Origin of the sequence: Kitasatospora sp. NPDC056783, assembly GCF_042789895.1 — a bacterium.
GTDB lineage: Bacteria > Actinomycetota > Actinomycetes > Streptomycetales > Streptomycetaceae > Kitasatospora.
The window spans coordinates 1-21214 of record NZ_JBHUAF010000119.1 but is presented as its reverse complement, the minus strand read 5'-3'; the positions used below and the strand labels follow the sequence as shown (position 1 = coordinate 21214).

The following is a 21214-nucleotide window of genomic DNA, read 5'->3' as shown; positions in this document are numbered from 1 at the left end:
GGGAGGGGTCCTGGTCGCTCCCCGCACCGGCCGGTCCGCCGACGGTTGGCCGTGGGGTGACCTCGGTGGTTCGGCTCCGGGGTCTCGTTCCGGCTCCTCCCCAGCGAACCATGTCCGAAACCAGGTGGAACATGGTGTTTTGTCCGGTTCATCGCACTGAGGGGTTCCGGTCGAACGGACCGGCGACCGGACTCACCGCGCCGTAGCCGGGTAGCGTCTCCCTGACGGCCGCGGCGGGACCCGCGGCGTACCGCCGGATCCGGCGGGTTCGGCAGGGAAGCGGTGGTAGCGAGGATGGCGCGGGGCGGAAAGGCCTTCCAGGCCGTGGCCAAGGGCATGGCCGTGGTGGCGAGCGCGGCCGCCGTGATCGAACGGCGTCGGCGCGCCGCGATGGCGGCCGACCCCCACGAGCCGGCGTTGGCGGGCGGGCACGCGCCCGCGCTCGTCGAGGGGCTCGTCCCGGCTCCGGCCGGGGAGAGCGGCCCGGCCCCCGCGCCGCGGACGGACCGGGCTCCGGCGGCGCCGACCGGCACGGAGTCCGAGGCGGCCCCGGCCGCCGCGACGGCCGAGGCGACCTCGACGGCCGTCGCGGCTCCGGCCGCGCACGCCGGGTTCGGGCGGGAGTACCACCCGGGCCGTCCGGCCACGCCCGCCGAGGCGGTGCCGTGGGGATTGCGGGTGGCGGCCGAGTCGACCTGGCGGCTGCTGCTGCTCGGTGCCGCGCTCTACGTCCTCTTCTACGTCGTCGACATGCTGCGGCTGGTCGCCTTCTCGGTGCTGGCCTCGCTGCTGATCACCGCACTGCTGGAGCCCTCGGTCTCCTGGCTGCGCCGGCACGGGGTGCCGCGCTCGCTGGCGGCGGGAGGGGTGTTCCTGAGCGGCCTGGCCGGGATCGGACTGGTCGGCTGGTTCGTGGTCTGGCAGGTGTCGACCAACCTCTCGGACGTCACCACCCAGGTGAAGACCGGCGTCAACCAGCTGCGGGACTGGATGGTCACCGGACCGCTGCACCTGACCCAGCAGCAGATCACCGACTTCGCCAACCAGATCACCAAGGCCATCACCACCAACACCGATCAGCTCACCTCGGCCTCGATCACCGGCGCGCAGATCGCCGTCGAGGTGCTGACCGCGCTGCTGATGACCTTCTTCACCACCTTCTTCTTCCTCTACGACGGCGCGAAGATCTGGAACTGGGCGCTGCGCGGCCTGCCCCGGCAGTCCCGCTTCGCGATGGCCGGGGCAGGCCCGAAGGCATGGGTGACGCTCACCGCGTACGTGCGCGGGACGGTCTGCGTGGCCTTCATCGACGCGGTCTGCATCGGCGTCGGGGTGGACATGCTGGGAGTGCCGCTGGCGATGCCGATGGCCGTGATCATCTTCCTGGGCGCCTTCGTCCCGCTGGTCGGCGCGCTGGTCACCGGCACCGTCGCGGTGCTGATCGCGCTGGTCACCCAGGGGCCGTGGACGGCGTTGATGGTGCTGGTGGTGCTGGTGGTGGTGATGCAGGTCGAGAGCCACATCCTCCAGCCGCTGATCCTCGGCCGGGCCGTGCGGGTGCACCCGCTCGGCGTGGTGCTGGGCGTCGCGGCCGGCGGCATCATCGGCGGCATCGGCGGCGCGGTGGTCGCCGTGCCGCTGATCGCGGTGATCAACACCGTGGTCGGCCACCTGCGCCGGCGCAACGAGGCCGGTCAGGCCGTCTTCACCGCGCTCGAAGCCGCCCGCGAGGCCGCCGAGCGCACCGCGGCCGCCCCGGCGTCCGCGGCGACGCACGCGCCGGCACGGCCCGCGACGGAGTAGCCGACGGGTGCGCGAACGGGCCCCGGCCGGACGTGGTGTCCGGTCGGGGCCCGTTCGCGTGGACCGCGGGGTGGTGCGTCAGCCGTTGGCGCCGGCCAGGGCGGCCTCGGCGTCGAGGACGCCGGCCACGGCCTGGAGGACGGCGGCGATCTTCATCGAGGCCTGGACGACCTCGCGCTCGACGCCGGCCTTGCGCAGGACGGCCTCGTGCGAGTCGAGGCACTGGCCGCAGCCGTTGATGGCCGAGACCGCGAAGCACCAGAGCTCGAAGTCGACCTTCTCGACGCCCGGGGTGCCGATGATGTTCATCCGCAGACCGGCCCGCATCGTGCTGTACTCCTTGTCGGAGAGCAGGTGCAGCGTCCGGTAGTAGACGTTGTTCATCCCCATGATCGCGGCCGCGCCCTTGGCGGCGGTGTACGCCTCCGGGGAGAGGTTGGCCTTGGCCTCGGGCTCCAGCTCGCGCAGCAGGCCGGGGCTGCGGGTGGCCATCGCGCAGGAGAGCACGGTGCCCCAGAGCTGCTGGGCGGGGAGGTCGGAGTTGCCGATGACCGAGCCCAGGTTGAGCTTGAGGTCCTTGGCGTAGTCCGGGAGGGCGGCCTTCAGGTCGTCGAGGGCCATGGGTCAGCCCGCCAGCAGGGCCTGGGCGTCGAGGGTGTCCTCGCCCTTGCTCCAGTTGCACGGGCACAGCTCGTCGGTCTGCAGGGCGTCCAGCACCCGCAGGACCTCCTTGGGGTTACGGCCGACGGAGCCGGCGGTGACCATGACGAACTGGATCTCGTTGTTCGGGTCGACGATGAAGACGGCGCGCTGGGCGGTGCCGTCCTCGTTCTCGACGCCGCAGGCGCGCATCAGGTCGTGCTTGATGTCGGCCAGCATCGGGAAGGGCAGGTCGCGCAGGTCCTTGTGGTCCTTGCGCCAGGCGTGGTGCACGAACTCGGAGTCGCCGGAGACGCCGAGGATCTGGGCGTCGCGGTCCGCGAACTCGTCGTTCAGCTTGCCGAACGCGGCGATCTCGGTCGGGCAGACGAAGGTGAAGTCCATCGGCCAGAAGAAGACGACCTTCCACTTGCCCTCGTAGGACTTGTGGTTGATGTCGGCGAAGGCGCTCGCGGCGTCCAGGTCGACACAGGCCTTGAGGTCGAACTCGGGGAACTTGTCACCGATCGTGAGCACGTTCGCTTCTCCTGAAATAGATGAGGGGAGTTTGTCCGGAATCCGGACAGCAACCACCATTCCACATCGTGGACTGATCAGGGAAATAGCTAGACTGGATGTGTCTGATCGGAGATTGCTATCAGTACCGAACCGCCCACGTCGCGACCGGGCGCCCGCCGGAGCGCCGCCGCCAAGATCGACCCGGCTGTGGCGAGCGCCACAGCCCGCAGCCCCCGCACCCCGACCGTCGCCCAGCTGAAGGCGTTCGTCGCGGTGGCCGAGCACCGGCACTTCCGGGAGGCCGCCGCCACCACCGGGACCAGTCAGCCCGCGCTGTCCGGGGCGGTCGCGGCGCTCGAGGAGTCGCTGGGCGTGCAACTGGTCGAGCGTACGACGCGCAGGGTGATCGTCACCCCGCTGGGGGAGCGGGTGCACCGACACGCCCGTCGGGTGCTCGCCTCGCTCCAGGCCCTCACCGAGGAGGTCGAGGCCGCCCGCCGCCCGTTCACCGGGCCGCTGCACCTGGGCGTCATCCCGACCGTCGCGCCCTACCTGCTGCCCACCGTGCTGCGGCTGGTCCGCGACCGCTTCCCGGAGCTGGAACTGCACGTCCACGAGGAGCGCACCTCCTCGCTGCTGGAGGGCCTGGCCGTCGGGCGGCTGGACGTCCTGCTGCTCGCGCTCCCGGCCGGCGGCGCCTCGCCGACCAGGGACATCCCGCTGTTCGACGAGGACTTCGTCCTGCTGACCCCGCCCGGCCACCCGCTCGCCGGGCGGGTCGACGTGCCGCGCGACGCGCTGCTCGACCTGGACGTGCTGCTGCTGGAGGAGGGCCACTGCCTGCGGGACCAGGCGCTGGACATCTGCCGCGAGGTCGGCGCCGACCCGGCGGGCTCGACCACCCGCGCGGCCGGGCTGTCCACCCTGGTCCAGCTGGTCGCCGGCGGCCTCGGGGTGACCCTGCTGCCGGCCACCGCGCTGGACGTCGAGGCCGGGCGCACCGACCGGCTGGCCGCCGTCCGCTTCGCCGCCCCGGCGCCCGGCCGCCGGATCGGGCTGGCGATGCGACCGGGCTCGGCCCGCAGCGCCGAGTACGACCGCTTCGCGGCCGCGCTGCGCGAGGTGCTGGTCGAACTGCCGGTACGGATCGTCAGCTGACGGCCGCTCCGCCGAGGCAGAGCCCGACGGCGGTGGTCACCAGCAGGTCGAGGGCGCGCAGGGTGTCCGGGTCGGTGGGCTCGCCGGGGGTGCGCTGCGCCAGGTGGCGGCTGGTCAGGCCGTCGAAGCCGGCCAGGAAGAAGACCGCGACCTCCGGCGCCGGCAGGGCGAGCCGGATGCCGTGGGCGTCGGCCAGCGCGCCGAGTATCTCGGCCGCGGTGCCCTCGATCCCGCGCTGCATCGCCCACATGATGTCCTGGAGGTCCGGGTCGCGCATGGCCAGCGCGGCGAACTCGCTGAGCAGTTCGCAACGCCCGTCCGCCTTGGTCGAGTTCTCCCACAGGGCGTGGACCAGGGTGCGGACCTGCTCGCCGAACGGGCCGTCGCCGGGGTCGACCCCGCGGACGCTGTCGACGAAGTCGGCGGTGAGCTGTTCCACCACGGCCCGGTAGAGGTCCTTCTTGGTGCCGAAGGTGTAGTGCACCGTCGCCTGTGCCACGCCCAGCTCGGCCGCGATCGCGCGGGTGCTGCCGGCCGCGACGCCTTCCCTGGCCATCAGGTCGAGGGCGGCCTGGACCAGCTGCGGACGGCGTTCGGAGGCGGGGACGTGAGCCATTGGGCCAGGGTATCGCCACGGGCGGACAACTGTGTCACTCGATCTTGTCGAACGATTCTGTCGACCAACTTTGTCATGCGACAAAGTTGCCCGTACGGTGGTGCCGACACCCCTCCGACCGACCCCGAGGACCGCCGATGGCCACCTACCTGTACCGATTGGGCCGCTTCGGCTTCCGGCGAAGGCGCGCCGTCCTGGCCGTCTGGATCGCCCTGCTGATCGCGCTCGGCGGGGCCGCGGGCGCGTTCGCGGGCAAGACCAGCGACGAGTTCCGGGTCCCCGGCACGGAGGCGCAGACCACCCTGGACAAGATCAAGGGCGCCTTCCCGGAGCAGGACCACGGCTCCGCCCAGGTCGTCTTCGCCGCCCCCGCCCCCGGCGGTCTCACCGCCCCGGAGGCGGGCAAGGCGGTCAGCGAGGCGGTCGCCCGGATCGCCGCCGTCCCGGGAGTGGCCGCGGTGCCCGACCCGTACGCCACCGGCGCCGTCTCACCGGACGGCCGGGTCGCGATCGCCCTCGTCTCCTTCGACCACCGGCTCGCCGACATCACCGACCAGCAGCGCGAGGCCGTGAAGGCCGCCGCCGAACCGGCCCGCGCGGCCGGGCTGGAGGTCGCCGCCGGCGGCGACGCGTTCAACAAGATGGCACAGGTCGAGGGCGGCTCCGAGTCGATCGGCCTGCTGGTGGCCGGAGTGGTGCTGGTGATCACCCTGGGCACACTGGTCGCCGCCGGGATGCCGCTGCTGACCGCCCTGGTCGGGATCGGCGTGGCGCTCTCCGGGATCTGGGCCCTGACCGGCTCGTTCGAGATCCTCACCGCCGCCCCGGTGCTCGCCCTGATGGTCGGCCTCGCGGTCGGCATCGACTACGCGCTGTTCATCGTCTCCCGGCACCGCCGCCACCTGGCCGAGGGCCTGGAGCCCGAGGAGGCCGCCGCCCGCGCCACCGCGACCGCCGGCAGCGCGGTGGTCTTCGCCGGCCTGACCGTGGTCGTGGCGCTCGCCGGGCTCGCCGTCGCCGGGGTCCCGTTCCTGACCGTGATGGGCCTGGTCGCCTCCGGCGCCGTCGTGGTGGCCGTCCTGGTGGCGATCACCCTGCTGCCCGCGCTGCTCGGCTTCGCCGGCCGCTCGATCGACCGGCTGCCGGTGTGGAAGCGGGCGCTGCGCACCGACGGCCGCACCACCCTGGGCGAGCGCTGGGGCCGCTTCGTGGTCCGCCGCCCGCTGGCCGTCCTGCTCACCGGGCTGGCCGGGCTGGGCGTCCTCGCGGTGCCGGCCGCGAGCCTCTCCCTCGGCCTGCCGGGCGGCGGCTCGCAGGCCGCCGGAACCGACCCGCGCAAGGCCTACGACCTGATCGACGAGAGCTTCGGGCCCGGCTTCAACGCGCCGCTGGTGGTGGTCGTGGACGCCCACGGAACGCCGCGGCCGGAGCAGGCGGTGCGGGAGGTGGCGGGCAGGCTGCAGACCCTGGAGGGCGTCCGGACGCTGCTGCCGCCGGCCGTCGACCCGGCGAGCGGGACGGCCCTGGTGACCGTCATCCCGCAGACCGGACCGGACCACGAGGACACCAAGGCGCTGGTCAACGAGATCCGCGGCCAGCGCGAGGAGCTGAGGTCCGCGACCGGCGCCGGCATCGCCGTCACCGGCACCACGGCCGCCAACATCGACGTCTCCACCAAACTCGGCCAGGCACTGCCGCCATTCGTCGCGGTGATCGTCGGCATCGCGCTGGTGCTGCTCGCGCTGGCGTTCCGCTCGGTGCTCGTCCCGCTCAAGGCGGTGGCCGGCTTCCTGCTCAGCATCCTGGCCTCGACCGGCGCGGTGGTCGCGGTCTACCAGTGGGGCTGGCTGGACGGCCTGATCGACGTGCCGAAGGTCGGGCCGGTGGTGAGCTTCCTGCCGATCCTCCTGATCAGCGTGCTGTTCGGGCTGGCGATGGACTACGAGCTGTTCCTGGTCTCCGGGATGAAGGAGCAGCACGTCCACGGCACGGCGCCGCGCGAGGCGGTGGTGGCCGGGGTGCGCGACGGCGCCCGGGTGGTCACGGCCGCCGCGCTGATCATGATCTCGGTGTTCGGGGCGTTCGTCCTCGGCGACGACCCGATCGTCCAGCCGATCGGCTTCGCCCTCGCGGTGGGCGTGCTGGTGGACGCCTTCGTGGTGCGGATGGCGCTGGTGCCGGCCGCGATGGCGCTGTTCGGCCGGGCCGCCTGGTGGTTCCCGAAGCGGCTGGAGAAGGTCGTGCCGAAGGTCGACATGGAGGGCGAGCGGCTGATCGCCGGGCTGGAGAAGGAGCCGGCGAAGGAGCCCGCCGGGGTCTGAGGCGGACCGGTCCGAGGTGGACCGGTTCCGGGCCGGCCCCGTCCCGGCCCCGGAGCGCCCGGCGGGATTCCCTCCCGCCGGGCGCCGTCACGTCCGGACGGGCAGCCGCTGCTCGAACCAGACCACCTTGCCGGTGCCCAGCCGGGTCGCGCCCCAGCGGTCCGCGCACCGGGCCACTATCTGGAGCCCGCGCCCGCGTTCGTCCTCCGGCCCGGTACGGCGAGGGCGCGGCAGCAGCGGGCTGTCGTCGCCGACCTCGCAGCGCAGCCGGGTGGTGCGCACCAGGCTCAGGGTGACCGGCCGGGTGGCGTGCTGGACGGCGTTGGTGACCAGCTCGCTGACCATCAGCTCGGTCGCCTCGCAGAGCTCGTCCAGCCCCCAGCGGCGCAGCGTGTGCGCGGCCAGCCGGCGGGCCCGGCCCGGCGTCTCGTTGCGGGGCTGGAGGTACCAGTGGGCGACGTCCCCGGCCGGGATGCCGTCGAAGCAGGCGCCGAGCAGGGCGATGTCGTCGCCGCGGTCGCCGGGCGGCAGGATCCGCAGCGCCTCCTGGCACAGCTGCTCGGGGGACTGCCAGCGGGCGGCGGCGATCCGGGTGCGCAGCACCTCCAGACCGTCGCTGATCGGACGGGTGCGGGTCTCCACCAAGCCGTCGGTGAACAGCAGCAGTGCCGAGCCGGGCGGCGCGGGCAGTTCGACGGAGTTGAAGTCCACCCCGCCGACGCCGATCGGGGCCCCGGAGTCCAGCTCGACCAGCTCGGCGGTGCCGTCCGGGCGGACCAGTACCGGCGGGACGTGCCCGGCGTTGGCCATCACCACCCGGTTGGCGATCGGGTCGTACACCGCGTAGACGCAGGTGGCCAGGTGCTGTTCGCGGCCGAGCCGCTGGGCCTGCTCGTCCAGGTGGTAGAGCACCTCGTGCGGCGGCAGGTCGAGGGCGGCCAGGGTCTGGGCGCTGGTGCGCAGCTGGCCCATGATGGCGGCCGAGGTGAGCGAGTGGCCCATCACGTCGCCGACGATCAGGGCGACCCGGTTGCCGGGCAGCGGGACGGCGTCGTACCAGTCCCCGCCGACCTGCGCGCCGCGCTCACCGGGCAGGTAGCGCTGGGCGATCCGGACGCCGTGCGACTGCGGCAGCCGCAGCGGCAGCATGCTGCGCTGGAGCTCGTTGGCGATCTCCCACTCGCGGGCGTAGCGCAGCGCGGTGTCGACGGCCAGCCCGGCCTGGGTGGCGAGGTGCGCGGCGGTCGCGGTGTCCGCGGCGTCGAAGACCGGGCGGCCGGTGCGTTCGGGAGGGCGGCGGATCAGTATCAGCAGCCCGAGGACGGCCTTGCGGCCGCGCAGGGGCACGGCGAGGACGGAGGTGCCGGCGGCCAGCCGGGCCACTCCGCGGGTGCCGTACAGCTCGCGCAGCAGCGTCTCGGTGCGCTCGGCGCCGGGGGCGCCGAGGACGGCGGCCTCGGCGGGGCGCCGGCTCAGCAGGGCGTGGGCGCGCGCCGCGCCGCGGGTCACCGGGGTGGCCGGGCCGCCGTCGGCGGTCGAGCGGGCGCCGTAGCGGGAGCGCCGCCGGTCGTCCAGGGCGCTCGGGCGGCCGCGGCGGCCGATCCGGGTGCCGGTGCTGTGGTGTATCCGCAGCTCCTCCGGGAAGCCGGGTTCGCGTTCGACGTTGGGCAGCGGGTCGCGCAGGTGGACGACGGCGGCGTCGGCGAGCGTCGGGACCAGCACCCGGCCGATGTTGCGCAGCGTCGCGGCGAGGTCGAGGGCGCTGTTGATCCGCCGGGTCGCCGAGTCGAGGTACCCGAGGCGGTCCGCCATCTCGGCGCGCTCCGGGCGTCCGGCCGCCCGCCTCGCCGGGGCCGCGGCGCCGGCGGACGGCGTCGCGGCCGGGGCCGTCGGCAGGGCGTTCGGCAGGGCCGCTGTCGCCGCCGGTGCCGGGGCCGTGGTCAGGGCCGGGACCTGGCGGCGCTGACCCGGGACGGCGGGCGGCTGCTCCGCCTCGGTCTTGAGCTGGTCGCGCACGGCTGCCTGTCCTGGATTCGGTGTGGTCGGTGAGCTGTTCTGTTGCACCGGTCGCGGGTGCGGCCGGTGCGGTCCCGCTTTCGATCAGCCGACGCGTCGACAGCACAGGAACAGCTGTTCCTCCGGCGGCAGCGAGGTACTGGCCGGCGCGTACGGATGCCCCGAACACTCCTCGACGGCGAAGCCGGCCGAGACCAGAACCCGCTCCAGATCCTCCCTCAGATACCCACTGATCCGCAGCTCTCTGCCAAGGAACGGAAGCGGAACGTGATCCAGGTCCGCCTCGACCATACCGAGCGCCAGCAGCCCTCCCGGACGCAGGAGTTCGCGCAGCTGCCCGAGCACGGTCGGGATCTCGTCCTGCGGGAGCAGGATGAGCGAGAAGAACGCGGTCACGGCGGCGAACCGGCCCCGGCCGTTCGGCCCCAGTCCGGGGGCGTTCCAGACCCGGTCCGCGCGCTCGGTGGCCAGATCGTACAGGTCGATCCGGTGGAAGACCGGCGGGAAGTCGCCGGGGAAGACGGTCCGCCGGGCCAGTGCGAGCATCCCGTCGGAGAGGTCCGCGCCGGTCACCCGCAGGCCGCCCGCCGCCAGCTGGCGGACGGTCGGGTCTCCGGTGCCGCAGCCCACGTCCAGCACCCGGTCGCCGGGCTCCAGCCCGGCGAGCAGCCGCCGGCCGCAGGCCAGCTGGCCGTCCTTGGCGGGGAAGGCCTCGCCGTACCCGGCGCCGATGGTGTCGAAGGCGACCGCCTGCAGGGCCCGGGCCGCCCGGCGGAGCCGTACCTCGGGCTCGTCGTCCCCGGCGTCCTCGCCGACGGGGAACGGGTCGGATATCTGTCCGGTCGTCACGTTGTGAGGCACCCTTCCACCCGTGGCCTCCGGTGACTCCTCCACGGCCCGGGGGGCCGCTGCCGGCGGCGGTACGTCACGCACGCCTCACCACACGGCCGGATCGCACCCCGATGCGTTTCCAGCAGACACTCGTGTGCGTACTGGCATCTGAGAATATGCGTGATCTCTGCGCCATGGGGTCCCTTTCCGGCCAACTCGCCGTGCTTGGGCCGATGTGGCCGGAGTTGCGGAAGCACAAGGGTGTGGGCCGGGTTGTGCGCCGAGCCGCGCGCGCCGGGCGACGCGCCGCCACAGAGTCGATGACCTGTGGATTCGCCGACCCGAGGGCTGACTACCCGACGTTTATCGAACGTCAATCGGCGCGGTGCACAGTGGTGTCCAGCGCCGGGGAAGCGTTGAGGGCGCTCCCGCAGCCGGGGGGCTGCGGGAGCGTCGACACGCTGAACGGGGGAGAGGTCTCCACGGGGGGAAACGGGGACCTCACGGCGCGGGGGGAGGGAAGGGCTCGGTGTGCTGCTGGGAGATGAGGTCCGCCACGGGGGAGGCCTCAGGCACACCGAGCCGGGTGAAGATCGCGTGCGCTTCCCGGAGGCACGCGAGTCCACGGGCCGGCTGGGCGAGCGCCAGCAGCGCCTCGCCGAGCGCGGCGTTCGCCAGGCCCTGGCCGTAGGCGGTGTCCAGCTCCTGGGCGATCGCCAGCGACTCGCCGGCCGCCTCGGCGGCCTCGGCGGGCTGCCCGGCCGCGAGCAGGGCGGTGGCGAGGCGGGCCAGGGTGTAACCCTCCCAGAGGGGGTTCTGGTGGGACTGGTAGAGGCGGTGCGCCTCGCGCAGGTGCGGGACGGCCTCGCGGCCGGTGAGGACCACACCGAGTTGGTAGAGGGTCTGGGCGAGGAGCGGGCCGTTCTTGGAGGCCCGGGCGGCCGCGACGCCGTCGCGGGCCGACTTGATCGCCGTCTCCGTCATGCCGAGCCGGTGCTGTGCCCGGGCGATGTTGCTGACCACCCGCGCCTCGGCCGTCGGTGCGCCGACGGCCTGGCTGGTGGCACGGGCCTGTTCGTAGAACGACAGGGCCTCGGCCGGACGGTTGCCGACGTTCAGCATCACGCCCAGCATGTTGGCCGTGGCCATCAGGAGGAGCGTCGGATCGTTCGGCGACTGGTGGACCAGGCTCCGACGGAACGACCGCTCGGCCCCTTGGAAGTCACTGGTGACGGACTCCAGGGTGCCGAGGGCGAGGTGGACCCGGGCGAGCGCGGCGCGGTCGCCGCAGCGCTCCGCGTCGCGGCCGATGGTCTCCAGGATCTGCCGGCCCTGAGGGCCGTGGGTGGGGTCAGGGCCGAGGCTGTACAGCAGGAGCAGCAGGTCGATCGCCGCGTGCTGGGTGGCGCGAGGGCCGTCCGCCGCCGCGGCCGTGGCGTAGAGCAGAAGGGTGCCCTCGGTCCGGAGCCAGTCCTGAGCGGAGCCGCTGGTAGGCAGGTCGATCCCCGCCGAGGCGGGGGCGGTGAGCAACTCGGGCAGCAGGTCGTCCGGCTCGATGACCTGGGCGGCGTTGCGGACGGTCGGGATCAGCAGGCCGAGCAGGCGCAGGACCGCCTCCTCCTGCTCCCCGGTGTCCCCGATCCGCTCGTTCTGCCGCTGGGCGTAGAGCCGGAGGAGGTCGTGATAGCGGTAGCGGCCGGGAGTGAAGCACTCCAGCATGTTCGCCTCGACCAGCGCCTCGGCGAGGTCCTCGGCGGCGTACTCGTCCACGCCGAGCAGCGCCGCGGCGGCCGCCAGCGGGATGTCGGGGGAGTCGATCACGGCGAGCAGCCGAAAGGCGCGGGCCTCGTCCACGGTCAACTGTCCGTAGCCGAGCCCGATGGTGGTCTCCACGGCGAGGTTGCCGAGCTGGAGTTCGTCCAGCCGCCGGCGCTGGTCCGCTAACCGACGGGCCAGGTCGGAGACGCTCCACCGGGGGCGGCTGGCCAGCCGGGCGGCGGCGATGCGGACGGCCAGCGGCAGGAAGCCGCAGGCGGTGACGACCGCCATGGCCGCCTCCGGCTCGGCGGCGACCCGCTGCTCGCCGACGATGGTCGAGAACAGCGCCAGCGCCTCCTGCGGGGTCAGCTCCTCGACGTCGAACAGCTGGGCGCCGGGGATGCCGGCGAGCCTGGAGCGGCTGGTGGCGAGCACCGCGCTGCCGGAGACGCCCGGGATCAGCGGCCGGATCTGGTCGGCGTCCCGCGCGTTGTCCAGCAGGATCAGCATCCGCCGGTTGGCGAGCAGCGAGCGGTAGAGGGCCGCGCGCTGCTCCAGGGACTCCGGGTTCTCGGTGACGCCGAGCGCGTGCAGGAAGTCGCCGAGGACGACGGCCGGGTCGGCCGGCGAGGCGCCGGCGCCCCGCAGGTCGACGTACAGCTGTCCGTCCGGGAACTCGGTGCGGACCCGGTGGGCGACGTGCACCGCGAGGGTGGTCTTGCCGACGCCGCCGATGCCGGCCAGCGAGGTGACCACCACGGCCTGGCCGGTGGCGTTCAGCAGGACCGCCGAGAGGTCGGTGACCAGTTCGGCGCGGCCGCTGAAGTCCAGGACGTCGGCCGGGAGCTGCGCGGGCGCCGGGACGGTCGGGCGGTCCTTGGCCACCGCCTCGGGCAGGGCCGGGAGGGCGAGCGTCGGGTCGGCCGCGAGGATGCGGGTGTGCATCGTGGACAGGCCGGCGCCCGGTTCGACCCCGAGCTCCTCGATCAGCAGCTTGCGCGTGTCGGTGTAGACGCCGAGGGCCTCGGCCTGACGGCCGCAGCGGTACAGCGCCAGCATCAGCAGCTCGCGCAGCCGCTCGCGCAGCGGGTGTTCCGTCGTCAGGTTGTTGAGCTCTCCGACGATCTCCGCGTGCAGGCCGATGTCGAGGGCGGTGACGCACAGCTCCTCGGCGGCGGCCACCTGGCGCTCGGCCAGCCGCAGCCGCTGGGTGTCGGCGTAGGGGCCGGGGACGCCGGTGAGCGGGCGTCCGCTGAACAGCGCCAGTGCCTCGGTCAGCAGCCGGTGCGCCTCGTGCTTGTCGCCCGCGGCGCGGGCGGTCGCGGCCTCGGCGCAGAGCCGTTCGAAGACCGTCAGGTCGAGGTCCTCGCCCGGGATGCGCAGCGCGTAGCCGTCGGCGACCGAGACCAGCAGCTCGGCGGGCCGGCGCACCTCGCGCCGGGGCTCGATGACGGAGCGCAGCCGCGAGACGTAGGTGCGCAGCGCGGCGACCGCCTGGGCCGGGGGCCGGTCGCCCCAGAGCGCGTCGACCAGGTCCTGGGTGGTGACCGGGCGTCCGGAGTGCAGCAGCAGGGTGGTCAGGACGGCCTGCTGCTGGGGGGAGCCGAGGGAGAGGGGGGCGCCGTCGAGCCAGGCCTGGACCGGACCGAGGACTTGGAAGCGCAGCGCAGAGCTCTGCGACGTCTCCCGAAACTCCATGAAGTCCCCCGATGGCCTGTGGTGTCGATTCCGTGAAAGGGCGCTCGGCGGTCCGCCGTGGTGCTTCAGCTTAGGCGGACGCCCGACTCTGCCGGACGGCACCGCAAGCCGCACGATGTTTATCGGACATTTAATCAACCCTACGATACTGTCGCCGCGCCCGTGCCACGGAGGTCGGGCTGAACACAATTGATGACCGAAAGGCGGCCGCCCAATGGCCAACGACCAGAGCGTGACCCCGGTGGCGTCGGCGCCCGAGAACGAGGCGAAGACCGAGGCCCCGGCCGCCGCTGTGGAAGCGGGCAAGGCTGTCGAGGGCGCGGTGGCCGCGGCCTTGAACCCCACCGAGTACGCCGCGCCGACCGACGCGGAGAAGAACGCGTTCGAGAACGGTGCGTTCGGCGACGAGGGCCAGTACATCAAGGAGCCCGCCGAGCCGGCCGAGGGCAAGTCGGACGGCCCGTACAAGCCGGAGAACCTCATCGGCGGCAACCCGTAAGCGGTTCCGGCCGAGTGCCCCCGTGCCCCGTCCGGGCGCGGGGGCACCGCTGGTTATGCGCGCGCCAATTTGTGTGCGGGCCCATCGGGGAGGCCGATTCGCCGGTGGCCGATTCCCGCCCTTGGTGCACGCATGGTGACCGGTGACATCCGTAACGTGCCCGGCGGTGGGTGCGGGGCGTTCCGGAATTCCGGATTCACCGGGGGATAGCAGGGTCCGGAATGTAACTGCTTGCGAGGATTTTGCCGCGATTACCAGGAATGATCGCATTCAACCGAATCGCGGGGCCCGGGAACGGGCGAGACGTGGTGCGGTTCGGCGGTCCATTCGCGGCCGCCGCTCTCGGGGCGCAGGTAGTGCTCGCCGCCGAGGGTGTCCATGTAGATGCCGGTGCGTCCGGTCCTCCGGTCGAGGACGAGTTCACCCGTGTGTGGCCGGTAGGTCGAGGTGTCGCGCTGTCGGGTGCTCACCGCCTGCTCCTTTCGGCGTGTGCCCAGCATCTCTAGAGAAGCTAATATCTCTAGAGATGTCAACGGTCCGTCGTATCTCCTTACCGGCGACCCGGGGGCACGCCTACGATTCGGCCCAGGCAGAGGGAGCGGCGATGACCGGCAGCAGTGGCGACAAACAGCCCAAGTACCAGCGGATCGCCGAAGCCCTGAAGGCGGCCATCGACGCCGGCCGGTACCGCGCGGGGGACCGCCTGCCCGGCGAGAACGACCTCATGGACGAGTACGGCGTGGCCCGGATGACCGCCCGCCAGGCGCTGGGCGTGCTGCAGAGCGAGGGCCTCGCCGAGGCGCGCCGCGGGGCCGGGGTGTTCGTCCGGGACTTCCGGCCGCTGCGCCGGCGCGGCATCCAGCGGCTGGCACAGGGACACTGGGGCTCCGGCCGGTCGATATGGTCGGCGGACATCGACAACCGCAGCCTGGTGGTCGACCAGGTCTCCGTCACCGAACAGAGCGCGCCCGAGCACGTGGCCCGGGTGCTCGGGGTCGAGCCGGGCGCCCCGATGTGCGTGCGGCACCGCCGCTTCGTGCTGGACGGCAAGCCGGTGCTGCTCTCGACCTCCTACCTGCCCGCCGTCCTGGTCGCGGGCACCGCCATCACCCGCGAGGACACCGGCCCGGGCGGCACCTACGCCCGGCTGGCCGAGATCGGCGCCAAGCCCGTGCACTTCCGCGAGGAGGTTCGCTCCCGGATGCCCGGCGCCGAGGAGTCGGCCCGGCTGGACCTCTCCGCCGGCACCCCGGTCATCCTGATCTGCCGCACCGCCTTCGCCGACGAGGGCCAGGTCGTCGAGCTCAACGAGATGATCCTCGACGCGGCCTCCTACGTCCTGGAGTACGACTTCGACGCCTGAGCCCGGCTCGGCGTCGGCCCCTCACCGATAGTGGTAGCGGGCCTTGAGGATCTTCACCTCCTTCTCGTCCGCCCGGTACACGAGTCGGTGCTCGTCGTCGATCCGACGCGACCAGTAGCCGGCCAGGTCGCCCTTCAGCGGTTCGGGCTTCCCGATGCCGTCGAAGGGGTCTCGCTGGATCTCGCCGATCAGGCGGGTGACTCGCTGGGCCATCTTCCGGTTCGACCCGAGCCAGAACAGGAAGTCCTCCCAGCCGTCCGGGTCGAAGTGGACGCTCCTCACACCTCACCCGCCAGCGCTTCCAGCTCCTCCATGGTCCTCGCCACGCCGGGGTGGCCGGCCTTGTCGCGGGCGACGGCCTCCATGAGCCGCTGCGCGTTGGCGGGGGAGCGCAGGAGATGGATCGTCTCCTGCCAGGAGTCGTAGTCCTCGGCGGACATCAGGACGGCGTCCCCGCCCTTGGAGGTGATCCTTATGGGGGCGTGGTCGTCGTTGACCTTCTTGATCAACGGAAAGAGCTGGGTGCGCGCCTCACTTGCGCTGATCGCCATGGGGTGGCCCTTCACTATGGTGCCGGATATCCGTACCGCAATGGTACGAGTCCTCCGTACCAGGTGCGAGGCGATTGGCGTACGAAAGGCCCCGGCCGCAGGGGCGGCCGGGGCGGTGAAGGGGCGCGTGGGACTCCGCGCGGCTACTCCTTGGAGCGGATCCGCAGGTTGGTGATCAGTGGGCCCTCGGTGGTCTCGCGGAAGAAGTCGTTGCCCTTGTCGTCGACGACGATGAAGGCCGGGAAGTCCTCGACCTCGATGCGCCAGACCGCCTCCATGCCGAGCTCGGCGTACTCCAGCACCTCGACCTTCTTGATGCAGTCCTGGGCGAGACGGGCGGCCGGGCCGCCGATCGAGCCGAGGTAGAAGCCGCCGTGCCGGGCACAGGCGTCGGTGACCTGCTTGCTGCGGTTGCCCTTGGCGAGCATGACCATCGAGCCGCCGGCCGCCTGGAACTGGTCGACGTAGGAGTCCATCCGGCCGGCCGTGGTCGGGCCGAAGGAGCCGGAGGCGAAGCCCTCGGGGGTCTTGGCCGGGCCCGCGTAGTAGACCGGGTGGTCCTGGAGGTACTTGGGCATGCCCTCGCCGGCGTCCAGGCGCTCCTTGATCTTGGCGTGGGCGATGTCGCGGGCGACGACCAGCGTGCCGGTGAGCGAGAGCCGGGTCTTCACCGGGTGCTTGGACAGCTCGGCGCGGATCGCGGACATCGGCTGGTCGAGGTCGACGCGCACCACGTCGTCGTCGTCGAGGTGCTCGTCGGTGGTGTCCGGCAGGTACTTCGCCGGGTCGGTCTCCAGCTGCTCCAGGAACACGCCCTCGGCGGTGATCTTGCCGAGCGCCTGGCGGTCGGCGGAGCAGGAGACGGCCATCGCGACCGGCAGCGAGGCGCCGTGCCGCGGCAGGCGCACCACGCGCACGTCGTGGCAGAAGTACTTGCCGCCGAACTGGGCGCCGATGCCGATCTTCTGGGTCAGCTCGGTGACCTTGGCCTCCAGCTCCAGGTCGCGGAAGCCGTGGCCGGTCTTGGCGTCGCCGGAGGTCGGCAGGTTGTCCAGGTAGTGCGCCGAGGCGTACTTGGCGGTCTTCAGCGCGAACTCGGCGCTGGTGCCGCCGATCACGATGGCCAGGTGGTACGGCGGGCAGGCCGCGGTGCCCAGCGAGCGGATCTTCTGCTCCAGGAACGAGAGCATGCTCGCCTCGTTCAGGATGGCCTTGGTCTCCTGGTACAGGTACGACTTGTTGGCGGAGCCGCCGCCCTTGGCCATGAACAGGAACTTGTACGCGTCGCCGTCGGTGGCGTACAGCTCGATCTGGGCCGGCAGGTTGTTGCCGGTGTTCTTCTCGTCCCACATGGTCACCGGGGCCATCTGGGAGTAGCGCAGGTTGAGCTTGGTGTACGCGTCGTACACGCCGCGGGCGATCGCGGACTCGTCGCCGCCCTGGGTCAGCACGTTCTGGCCGCGCTTGCCCATGACGATCGCGGTGCCGGTGTCCTGGCACATCGGGAGGATGCCGCCGGCCGAGATGTTGACGTTCTTCAGCAGGTCGAGCGCGACGAAGCGGTCGTTGGGGCTGGCCTCCGGGTCGTCCAGGATGCGGCGCAGCTGGGCGAGGTGGGCGGGGCGCAGGTAGTGGGAGATGTCGTGCATCGCCTCGGCCGTCAGCAGCCGCAGCGCCTCGGGCTCGACCTGGAGGAAGGTGCGACCGCCGGCCTCGACGGTGGAGACACCCTCGGAGGTGAGCTTGCGGTACGGGGTCGGGTCAGCGCCCAGGGGGAGCAGGTCGCTGTACTCGAAGTCTGGCGTGGGAGCCATGGGGGCGGTCCTTAGCTATCCAGTTGGTCCGGCTGCGTCGGCGAAGCACCATCCAGGGTAGGACCCGGCGGGAGCGGGCCCGCGGACAGGGCAGCCTTGCGTGACCGGGCTCACTCGCGCAGGAGTGCGAGCGACTAGGCTGCCCCCGTGGACAACTCGCCGTCGCACGACGACTCGGGGCAGCCGCCGGTGCCGGCGCCCGTACCGATGACCAAGCCCGAAGCCAAGCCCGAACTCAAGCCCGAAGCCAAGCCCGAGGCCAGGCCTGAGGCCGCGTCGCGGCCGCACGCGCCGGTCGCGGAGGCGGAGCTGAGGGTCTCCGACGCCGACCGCGAGAAGGTCGCGGAACTGCTGCGGGACGCCTACGCCGAGGGCCGCCTGGACGCGGACGAGCACGCGGACCGGATCGAGGCCGCCTACGCCGCGAAGACCGTCGGCGACCTCGCGCCGCTGACCAGGGACCTGCCGGCCCGCCCGCTGTCCTTCGAGAAGCAGCCGCTGGACGCCCCGCGGCCCGCGCGCCCGCCGCAGCCGCCCGCGCGCCAGGAGTCCCCGATGGTGGTGGCCGTGTTCGGCGGCGCCGCCCGCAAGGGCCGCTGGCGGGTGGGCTCGCACCTGAGCGCCTTCGCGGCGTTCGGCGGGGTGGAGATCGACCTGACCGACGCCGTGTTCGAGTCCCCCGAGGTGGAGATCACGGTGACGGCGATCTTCGGCGGGGTCCAGGTCCGGGTGCCGGAGAACGTCAGCCTCCAGGGGTCCGGCATCGGGATCTTCGGCGGTTTCGACGTCCGCGAGGCGACCGCGGCGGACCCGTACGCTCCGGTTGTCCGGGTCAAGGGCCTTGCGCTGTTCGGTGGTTGCGAGGCCAAGCCGCGCCGGGGCAAGAAGCTGAAGGAGTGGGTGCGCCGCCAACTGGGCACCGACTGACCGCCGTTGACCTGCGAAGCGCCCGGCCGGGAAGCAACTCCCGGTCGGGCGCTCGACGTTGTGGTGGGTGCGCTGTGTAGTCGATTGCGTGCAGTGTGCATGAATCGCGGTCGGGCGGGGTAGTTCCTTCCGCACATCGCTTCTTGTACGGCTGCGCACCGGAGGCGGCCGAGCGGCCGTACTGGCGTTCGACAGCGGGGGCTCGCAGCCGGCACGGGAGCGAGGGTTCCCCGTGTCCGAGAGCCTCGTCAGGAGTACGGCCGTGCTGCATCCGATCGAGTCCCGCACCACCCTGCCAGTCGCCGCCGCGCAGGTCCTGGAGCGCCGTCACGGCGTCCGGCCGCAGCCGCAGCCCCCGGGCGGGCCGGCGGGAGCCCCCGCGGGTGAGGACAACCCCTGGCACACCGGTGCGGCGTGCCGACGGGACGAGGTGGGGCTGTTCTTCGCCCCCTCCAAGGAGCCGACGGCGGCCCGGCTGTCGCGGGAGGAGCAGGCCAAGCAGGTGTGCGCCCGCTGTCCCGTGCTGCTGGAGTGCCGTGAGCACGCGCTGGCGCAGCCGGAGCCGTACGGGGTCTGGGGCGGGCTGACGGCCGCCGAGCGGCGGGTGGTGCTGGCCCGGCGCCGCCGCCGGGACACGGAGCTGCGCGAGGCGGCCCGGGCGACGGAGGCCGCGCGGCGCCGGATAGCCGGGTGACGCCGGGCCGGAGAGCGGCCGGGACATGCCACGGCCCCGGCGGAAGGGGATTCCGCCGGGGCCGCTGAGTGCCTTCTTTCGGGCCTCAGTTGGCGCGGTCGAAGTCGATCGCGCTGTACGCCCGCAGCTTCGAGAGCTTGTGGGTGGAGTTGATCTCGCGGATGGTGCCGCTCTTGGAGCGCATCACCAGCGAGCTGGTGGTGGCGGTCTCCGAGCGGTAGTGCACGCCGCGCAGCAGCTCGCCGTCGGTGATGCCGGTCGCGACGAAGAACACGTTCTCGCCGCTGACCAGGTCGTCGGTGGTGAGCACCCGGTCCAGGTCGTGGCCCGCGTCCAGGGCCTTCTGGCGCTCGGCGTCGTCCTTGGGCCACAGCCGGCCCTGGATCACGCCGCCCATGCACTTCATGGCGCAGGCCGCGATGATGCCCTCCGGGGTGCCGCCGACGCCCATCAGCAGGTCGACGCCGGTGCCCTCGCGGGCGGCCATGATGGCGCCGGCCACGTCGCCGTCCGAGATGAACTTGATCCGGGCGCCGGCCTCGCGGATCTCCCGGACCAGGCCGTCGTGGCGGGGGCGGTCGAGCACCACGACGGTGACGTCCTCGACGGCGCTGCCCTTGGCCTTGGCGACCCGGCGGATGTTGACGGCCGGCGGGGCGGTGATGTCGACGAACTCGGCCGCCTCCGGGCCGGCCACCAGCTTGTCCATGTAGAACACGGCGCTGGGGTCGAACATGGTGCCGCGGTCGGCGACGGCCAGCACGGCCACCGCGTTGTTCATGCCCTTGGCGGTCAGCGTGGTGCCGTCCACCGGGTCGACCGCGACGTCGCACTCGGCGCCGGTGCCGTCGCCGACCCGCTCGCCGTTGTAGAGCATCGGGGCTTCGTCCTTCTCGCCCTCGCCGATGACGACGATGCCGTTCATCGACACGGTCGAGACGAGGGTGCGCATCGCCTTGACGGCGGCGCCGTCCGCGCCGTTCTTGTCACCGCGGCCGACCCACCGGCCGGCAGCCATCGCCGCCGCCTCGGTGACCCGGACGAGTTCGAGCGCGAGGTTCCGGTCCGGAGCCTCGGGCGCGACCTCCAGGGCACTGGGAAGGTGGTGCGGGTACTGCGTGGACATCGTCGTTACCTCTCTGTACGCGACGACCAGTGAGCGCCCGACTACTGCCAGGTCGAACGCCGTGGTGAGGGTATTGCGATCGTATCTGCCCATGAGATGACTGTCTGTGGCGCGGGTCGCTGCTCTGTGGTGGAAACAGTCGGTTCGTCCCGTATCACCCATTCGTGGACACCCCTGGTGGCCGCCGCCGGATGTGGATGAGTCACCATGTGGGGGTGGCAGCAGACAGCAAGGGCATGAGGGGTCGGCAGACCGTACGGGACATGGTCCTGTCGATGCTGGCCGTCGGTTTCGTCGTCTGGATCGGGTACCTGTTCCTCCCGCACGGCAACGGCGGCGACCCGGTGCGCGTGGTCGGGTACCAGGTGGAGGCGGCCTCCGCGAAGCGCGCCGCGCCGTACCCGCTGCTCGCCCCGGAGGGGCTGTCGGACAAGTGGCGGGCCAACTCGGTCAGCTACCGGCCGGCCTCCGACAACAACGGCAAGGGCAACGCCTGGCACCTGGGCTTCGTGACCCCCTCCGGCCAGTACGCGGCGATCGAGCAGAGCGACGCGCCGCGCGACGCGCTGCTGGCCGAGTACGTGAAGGGCGCCCAGCCGGACGGCGCCTCCGAGGTGGCCGGCCGCTCCTGGGAACGGGTGCAGGGCGAGAAGGACCGTGCGCTGACCGCGCGGACCGGCACCGGGACCACCCTGCTCACCGGCACCGCGTCCTACGAGGAGCTGGCCGAGCTGGCGCAGGCGCTCAAGTAGCGGGCCCTCCGCGCGGCTCCCGCGGGCCCGCGCTCCCCGAGGGCGGATCGCGCCGCCCCGCACCACCCCGCGCACGCCGAAGGGCCCCGCACCGGACGAACCGGTGCGGGGCCCTTTCGCGCGGGGGCC

Annotated in this window: 19 protein-coding genes; 8 read left to right on the top strand and 11 right to left on the bottom strand. The window is 72.7% G+C overall.

The annotated features are described in order from the left end of the window. Positions 1-294 precede the first annotated feature (294 nt). Entirely contained in the window at positions 295-1803 is a 1509-nt protein-coding gene (locus tag ACFRMQ_RS18925; RefSeq protein ID WP_380731616.1) for an AI-2E family transporter, read from the top strand. Between the two features lie 78 nt (positions 1804-1881). On the opposite strand, the gene ACFRMQ_RS18920 is transcribed toward ACFRMQ_RS18925, so the two are convergent. Beyond that, positions 1882-2424, bottom strand: coding sequence for an alkyl hydroperoxide reductase (locus tag ACFRMQ_RS18920; RefSeq protein ID WP_380731615.1), 543 nt, complete (start codon positions 2422-2424; stop codon positions 1882-1884). 3 nt (positions 2425-2427) lie between these two features. Further along, positions 2428-2979 carry a peroxiredoxin gene (locus ACFRMQ_RS18915; protein ID WP_380731614.1) on the bottom strand — a complete coding sequence of 184 codons (552 nt, stop codon included), beginning with the start codon at positions 2977-2979 and terminating at the stop codon, positions 2428-2430. A 189-nt stretch (positions 2980-3168) separates the two neighbouring features. On the opposite strand from ACFRMQ_RS18915, the gene ACFRMQ_RS18910 reads away from it, so the two are divergent. Beyond that, on the top strand, positions 3169-4119 hold the full coding sequence (locus ACFRMQ_RS18910) for a LysR substrate-binding domain-containing protein (RefSeq protein WP_380731613.1): 951 nt from the start codon (positions 3169-3171) through the stop codon (positions 4117-4119). On the opposite strand, the gene ACFRMQ_RS18905 is transcribed toward ACFRMQ_RS18910, so the two are convergent. After that, the gene (locus ACFRMQ_RS18905) at positions 4112-4735 is read right to left on the bottom strand and encodes a TetR/AcrR family transcriptional regulator (RefSeq protein ID WP_380731612.1); all 624 of its coding nucleotides are present in this window, start codon (positions 4733-4735) and stop codon (positions 4112-4114) included. The genes ACFRMQ_RS18910 and ACFRMQ_RS18905 overlap by 8 nt on opposite strands. Positions 4736-4872: 137 nt before the next feature. Here ACFRMQ_RS18905 and ACFRMQ_RS18900 point away from each other — a divergent pair, with 137 nt between their 5' ends. Beyond that, a complete protein-coding gene (locus ACFRMQ_RS18900) occupies positions 4873-7056 on the top strand; it encodes an MMPL family transporter (RefSeq protein ID WP_380731611.1) in 2184 nt (727 codons plus the stop codon). Positions 7057-7143: 87 nt separating this feature from the next. Here the strand turns inward: ACFRMQ_RS18900 and ACFRMQ_RS18895 are convergent, their stop codons facing one another. The 3 genes from ACFRMQ_RS18895 to ACFRMQ_RS18885 form a co-directional block, all read right to left on the bottom strand. After that, entirely contained in the window at positions 7144-9072 is a 1929-nt protein-coding gene (locus ACFRMQ_RS18895) for a SpoIIE family protein phosphatase (protein WP_380731610.1), read from the bottom strand. An 84-nt stretch (positions 9073-9156) separates the two neighbouring features. Next, positions 9157-9921 (bottom strand): class I SAM-dependent methyltransferase, encoded by a 765-nt coding sequence (locus ACFRMQ_RS18890; protein ID WP_380731609.1) that lies wholly within the window; start codon positions 9919-9921, stop codon positions 9157-9159. A 483-nt stretch (positions 9922-10404) separates the two neighbouring features. Next, a complete protein-coding gene (locus tag ACFRMQ_RS18885; protein WP_380731608.1) occupies positions 10405-13359 on the bottom strand; it encodes a BTAD domain-containing putative transcriptional regulator in 2955 nt (984 codons plus the stop codon). Positions 13360-13573: 214 nt separating this feature from the next. Between ACFRMQ_RS18885 and ACFRMQ_RS18880 the strand changes: the two genes are divergently transcribed. Then, entirely contained in the window at positions 13574-13858 is a 285-nt protein-coding gene (locus ACFRMQ_RS18880; RefSeq protein ID WP_380731607.1) for a hypothetical protein, read from the top strand. Positions 13859-14109: 251 nt separating this feature from the next. Here ACFRMQ_RS18880 and ACFRMQ_RS18875 read toward each other — a convergent pair whose 3' ends face one another. Further along, positions 14110-14328: a hypothetical protein gene (locus ACFRMQ_RS18875; RefSeq protein WP_380731606.1), complete on the bottom strand. Its 219-nt coding sequence runs from the start codon at positions 14326-14328 to the stop codon at positions 14110-14112. A 134-nt stretch (positions 14329-14462) separates the two neighbouring features. Between ACFRMQ_RS18875 and ACFRMQ_RS18870 the strand changes: the two genes are divergently transcribed. After that, the gene (locus ACFRMQ_RS18870; RefSeq protein WP_380731605.1) at positions 14463-15221 is read left to right on the top strand and encodes a GntR family transcriptional regulator; all 759 of its coding nucleotides are present in this window, start codon (positions 14463-14465) and stop codon (positions 15219-15221) included. Positions 15222-15242: 21 nt separating this feature from the next. Here the strand turns inward: ACFRMQ_RS18870 and ACFRMQ_RS18865 are convergent, their stop codons facing one another. From ACFRMQ_RS18865 to ACFRMQ_RS18855, 3 genes are all read right to left on the bottom strand, one after another. Next, a complete protein-coding gene (locus tag ACFRMQ_RS18865; RefSeq protein WP_380731604.1) occupies positions 15243-15503 on the bottom strand; it encodes a Txe/YoeB family addiction module toxin in 261 nt (86 codons plus the stop codon). After that, positions 15500-15772, bottom strand: coding sequence for a type II toxin-antitoxin system Phd/YefM family antitoxin (locus ACFRMQ_RS18860; protein WP_380731603.1), 273 nt, complete (start codon positions 15770-15772; stop codon positions 15500-15502). Before ACFRMQ_RS18860 ends, ACFRMQ_RS18865 begins: the two co-directional genes overlap by 4 nt. Positions 15773-15915: 143 nt before the next feature. Next, the gene (locus tag ACFRMQ_RS18855) at positions 15916-17586 is read right to left on the bottom strand and encodes a fumarate hydratase (RefSeq protein ID WP_380731602.1); all 1671 of its coding nucleotides are present in this window, start codon (positions 17584-17586) and stop codon (positions 15916-15918) included. Between the two features lie 147 nt (positions 17587-17733). On the opposite strand from ACFRMQ_RS18855, the gene ACFRMQ_RS18850 reads away from it, so the two are divergent. Both ACFRMQ_RS18850 and ACFRMQ_RS18845 read left to right on the top strand, forming a co-directional pair. Next, the gene (locus tag ACFRMQ_RS18850) at positions 17734-18513 is read left to right on the top strand and encodes a DUF1707 domain-containing protein (RefSeq protein ID WP_380731601.1); all 780 of its coding nucleotides are present in this window, start codon (positions 17734-17736) and stop codon (positions 18511-18513) included. Between the two features lie 262 nt (positions 18514-18775). After that, positions 18776-19207, top strand: a complete 432-nt coding sequence (locus ACFRMQ_RS18845) for a WhiB family transcriptional regulator (RefSeq protein WP_380731600.1) — start codon at positions 18776-18778, stop codon at positions 19205-19207. A gap of 85 nt (positions 19208-19292) precedes the next feature. Here ACFRMQ_RS18845 and glpX read toward each other — a convergent pair whose 3' ends face one another. Continuing rightward, positions 19293-20333 carry a class II fructose-bisphosphatase gene (glpX, locus tag ACFRMQ_RS18840; protein WP_380731599.1) on the bottom strand — a complete coding sequence of 347 codons (1041 nt, stop codon included), beginning with the start codon at positions 20331-20333 and terminating at the stop codon, positions 19293-19295. 215 nt (positions 20334-20548) lie between these two features. Between glpX and ACFRMQ_RS18835 the strand changes: the two genes are divergently transcribed. Beyond that, positions 20549-21085: a DUF4245 domain-containing protein gene (locus tag ACFRMQ_RS18835; RefSeq protein ID WP_380731598.1), complete on the top strand. Its 537-nt coding sequence runs from the start codon at positions 20549-20551 to the stop codon at positions 21083-21085. The last annotated feature ends 129 nt before the right edge of the window (positions 21086-21214 follow it).